We start from the raw sequence: 4,199 nt of genomic DNA, 5'->3' as shown, positions 1-4,199 counted from the left end.
GGTAAGTTGTCCAAAAACTGGCAGTATGTTGAGCTGAGTTAGGCAATCGATTACCAATGGGAATTGTGTTGTCTTCCGTGACACGGGCATCTATGTAAGCATAGGTCGCAATAATGTTCCACCCTGGCAAAATTTCACCAATCACATCCAACTCAATGCCTTGGCTTTGTTGCTCACCCACTTGAATAGAAAATCTAGAATTATTGGGATTGGGGTCAGTCGTCAGGATATTGCTTTTTGTAATATCAAATGCTGCTAGAGTTGCCGACAGCTTGCCATCCAAGAACTCGCCTTTAATGCCAACTTCAAATTGTTTACCTTTCTCCGGCTTAAAGGGAGAATCGCTGGCAGAAAGACCGATTGCAGGAACGAAGGAGGTGCTATAGCTGGCGTAGAGCGAGATGGCTTGACTCGGTTGGTAAACAATCCCAACCCGTGGACTGAATGCATCATTGAATTGTTCACTGCGCGGATCAACTAGATTATTTTGAGTAGAAAAATCGAACCTTCCGCCAACCAATAGCTTCAGATTGTCCAACAAAGTCACCTGATCTTGCAGATAAATTCCCCACGTATCTGTGCGGTCTGAAAAGATTTCGGGATCTGAGAGAACGGTAGGACGAGGAATTTCAAATACTGGATTAAAAATGTCATTGGGAGGTAAACTAGCCGACCTGCCTTCATAAAAAGAGGTGTTTCGATTGAAATCGAACCCCAGAAGTAGCTGATGAGCGATCGAGCCAGTATTGAATTTTCCAATCAGATCGGTTTGCACAGTATAATTTTGGGTAACATTCCGCTCATCATAAAAAACTCTAGGACTGAATCGGTTGTCGATCAATCTTCCTTCTGGATTAACACTAAAACCCCCTCTATCAACTGATGAAAGAAAGAAGTTATTTCGGATGCGCCAATTATCGCTAAATCGATGCTCAAATCTATAGCCACCTCTGTAAATCCTTTGGTTAAAATCATGCAGAAGTGGATAGTTAAGATTGCGATTAATCGGAAGAGGAAGGGAATTGTCATCCAATATCACAAGTCCCCGGTCAAACGGAGAATCATCCTGTAGATACTCAAAATCAAGATCGAGGGTTGTATTGCTACCAATTTTCCAGGTGAGTGCTGGAGCAATGAAAAAGCGTTCTGAATCAACGAAGTCGCGGAAGCTTCCAGAGTTTTGATAGGCAGCATTTAACCGATAGAGAACCGTTTTCTCAGCATTTAGGGGACCGGAAATATCGAAAGTAGGGCGGTAGAAGTTATAGTTTTCTGCGGTAAATTCCACTGAATAGTAAGGTTCATTCAAGGGCTGTTTGGTGACGAGATTGATGATACCGCCCGGTTCAACCTGACCAAATAAGACAGAGGCAGGTCCCTTCAATACTTCGACTCGCTCAATGCTGGCAAAATCTGAAAGGGAATTGAAGCCGTTATCACGCAGTCCGTTTCTAAAGTTTCCGTCTTGACTAAAGCCCCGAATGACAAATGCTCCTGCGGCTGTACCACCATAGTTTCCTCCTTTGGTGACACCGCTGACGTTTTCCAAGGCATCTTGCACGCGCTCTATGTTCCGATCTTCAATCACTTGGCGAGGAATCACTTGAATTGATGCCGGAATATCGCGTAAAGGAGTATCGGTTCGGGTTGCGGTTGAAGCGTCTGGTACGCGATATCCATCTTGCTCACCTGTCACTACCAACTCAATCGGCTCATCGCTTTCTGCTGATGGTTGCTCTTGCGGTGTCTCACTTGCAGGCGTTTGGGGTGGTTGCTGTGGTGCAGGGAGTGCCGTTGCCTGTGATGCTACCGCAAAAACCAGCCCTGCATTATCATCAAATAACTCAACTGTTGGCAAAGCCTTCTCACCTATTACCGTCACCCGCACAGTATTCGCATCAACATTTGTAACTGTAATTTCAGTAATTCCCGTAATTGGTTTTTGAGAACGAAATGTAAAAGCATCGCCCGAAGCTAACCGCAACTGCCCACCGATTATATCCACAATAAAATTATTGCCTGTACTGCGATTTGTGACTTGCAGTTGCTCCCCTTGGGTTGTCTCTAAAATCACCTCCACACCTTTCTGGGTGGGATTGGCTTTAACTCCTGTAATTGGTACAACTTGAGTTGCAGGTGCTGGGATTGGTGCTGGTGTCTGTACTAGCATTTGGGCGCTAGTGCTGGGACGCTCTATTTCACTGAGTTGGCGAATCTGTCTAATTGACCGGGAATTACGTAGTACCGATGCCACAGATTTACTCTGTACCTCTTGCTTGGGTACTTCTGTAGCAGCCGCGCCGATCGCACCCCAATGCCAAACGGAAATCGTCAGTAAGAAAATCTTTACTAACTGCTTTTGTTTCACTTGTTACCCCACACCAAACTAAAACAGGAATTCTTTTCAACAAACATTATCAGTAATCTAGTGCTATAAGAAAGCTGTTTTGGTCGCTAGCGGGAGTTTTTTTTGGTCGCTAAAAAAAGTGTTTGCGTTGCATCAAGTACTCTTTAGGGTTGATGCCAAATTTTTTCCTAAACGCAGCAGCAAAGTGATTCCGACTGGCAAAGCCAATTTTCTGAGCAACTTCACTCACCTTCATTTCCCCAGTTTCCAGCAATTGACGCGCCTGTTCTAAGCGATAATCGTGGAGATAAGCAAACAAAGGCTTGCCGAAAACCTGTACAAATCCGCGCTTGAGTGCATACTCATTAAGTTTGACTAAGCGTGCCAGTTCTGCGGTAGAAGGTGGATTGTCCAGCCGTTGCAATAATAAGTCTCTAGCATAGAGAATCCGCCCTAATGTTCCCGGCTTGAGCGGCTTCTGTGTCTGGCTTCCCATCTGAATTTCTGCTTCTTGCTCTAGCAGCAGTGCTAACAGTTCTAGCACTTTGCCTTCCAGATACGTGCGCTTGATGATGCCCTGGTAGGGACAATGCAAGATACGCTGCACATTATATTGCATCATGGGAGTCATGAGGTGGGAGCGAAACTGGAGGGGTTGATCTGGCTCACGCACTAAATGTTGCAATGCGAGTGGTAGTTCCCCGGAGGAATTGCCGATAAAGGACTGCAACAATTCTGGTTCTAAATGCACGTTCACAAACAGTTGCCGTCCTTGTGCAAACTCATTTTCTCCTCCAACAGCCATGCCACTGCTCCAAAAACCATACTGTCCGGCTTCTGTCTCATTAATTGCCCAATGAGAGCTTTCCCTCCACTGTCCTGAAAGCATAAACCAAAACTCTAGGGGATGTGGATGGTCAATACCTTGTATTATTAAATTGTCAGGGCGCTGACAGCTCTCAATCTCCAACAATAAACCTTGTCGCAATTCAACTCGTCGATGATATCCTTCTCCTAATGTTTGGGGAAACTTGCAGGTAACATCTAACTCATCATCGGGGTCGTTGTTTTGTGGGGTTTCGTTAACTTCTTCAAAGAGTTCCTGGTGAGCCTGTGCCGAAATAATGATAGTCATGATTAATCAAACCAAAACTTATTGAGATTAATTATTACTATTTTCTTAGCCCTACACAAGCTAGATAACCCCTCATCTTCAGGTGTCAAATTTCTCACCAGTCTGTGTAAGGATATTGCCCCAAACATTGAGCTGATGACTGTTTAAAAAATTAGAATTCCCAAAAATGAGCGATCGCTATTTTGGAAAGCTTGCGATCGCCGTAGATGATTGACAAAAATTGATGCTACTGACCAACAGCAGAGCGAGTTAAAACTCCCAACTGATGGAACCCGTGATTGTAAATGGTAAACCTCTTTGAATGATGGCTCTGCCGTAAGAGAAGTCTACATAGTCTATATCAAATAAATTACGGACATTAATCGCTGCCTTAAAACCATCTCTTTTGTAGAAAAGCGCCGCATCAGTCCGCAAGTGATCTTGGAGTATAAACTCGTTCGCCAAATTGCCTTGCCGCTCACCCACATAAAATAGCCCCAAACCACCTCCAAACCCTTTGAAATCACCCTGTTGAATCTCATAGGTTGTCCAAAGGCTGACTTGATTTTCTGGCACGTTGTCCAATCTATTACCCACAGGAATGGAGTTATCCTCAGTAACTTCTGCATAGTTGTAGGTATTGCAGAACTTTAATCATTTTATATTCGTTTCTAGTCAAATATATCAATTTAGCTGACGATACAGGTTCACAATTATTTTTATGAACTTGATTGACAT

2 protein-coding genes and 1 pseudogene are annotated in these 4,199 nt (G+C 44.0%); all 3 read right to left on the bottom strand.

The features are described 5' to 3' along the window. The coding region (locus AABK37_RS40720) for a TonB-dependent siderophore receptor (protein WP_432557067.1) at positions 1-2,368 on the bottom strand (2,368 nt) is incomplete at its 3' end. Between the two features lie 109 nt (positions 2,369-2,477). Further along, positions 2,478-3,482 (bottom strand): helix-turn-helix transcriptional regulator, encoded by a 1,005-nt coding sequence (locus AABK37_RS40715; protein ID WP_432557066.1) that lies wholly within the window; start codon positions 3,480-3,482, stop codon positions 2,478-2,480. 249 nt (positions 3,483-3,731) lie between these two features. Next, positions 3,732-4,088: pseudogene (locus AABK37_RS40710) on the bottom strand (TonB-dependent receptor domain-containing protein); the annotation flags it as partial. Positions 4,089-4,199: the final 111 nt, after the last annotated feature.

It is taken from the genome of Tolypothrix sp. VBCCA 56010, from assembly GCF_050875635.1.
Taxonomy (GTDB): domain Bacteria; phylum Cyanobacteriota; class Cyanobacteriia; order Cyanobacteriales; family Nostocaceae; genus Hassallia.
Note: the sequence above shows the minus strand (reverse complement) of the source record. Positions and strands in the feature narration are given on the sequence as shown.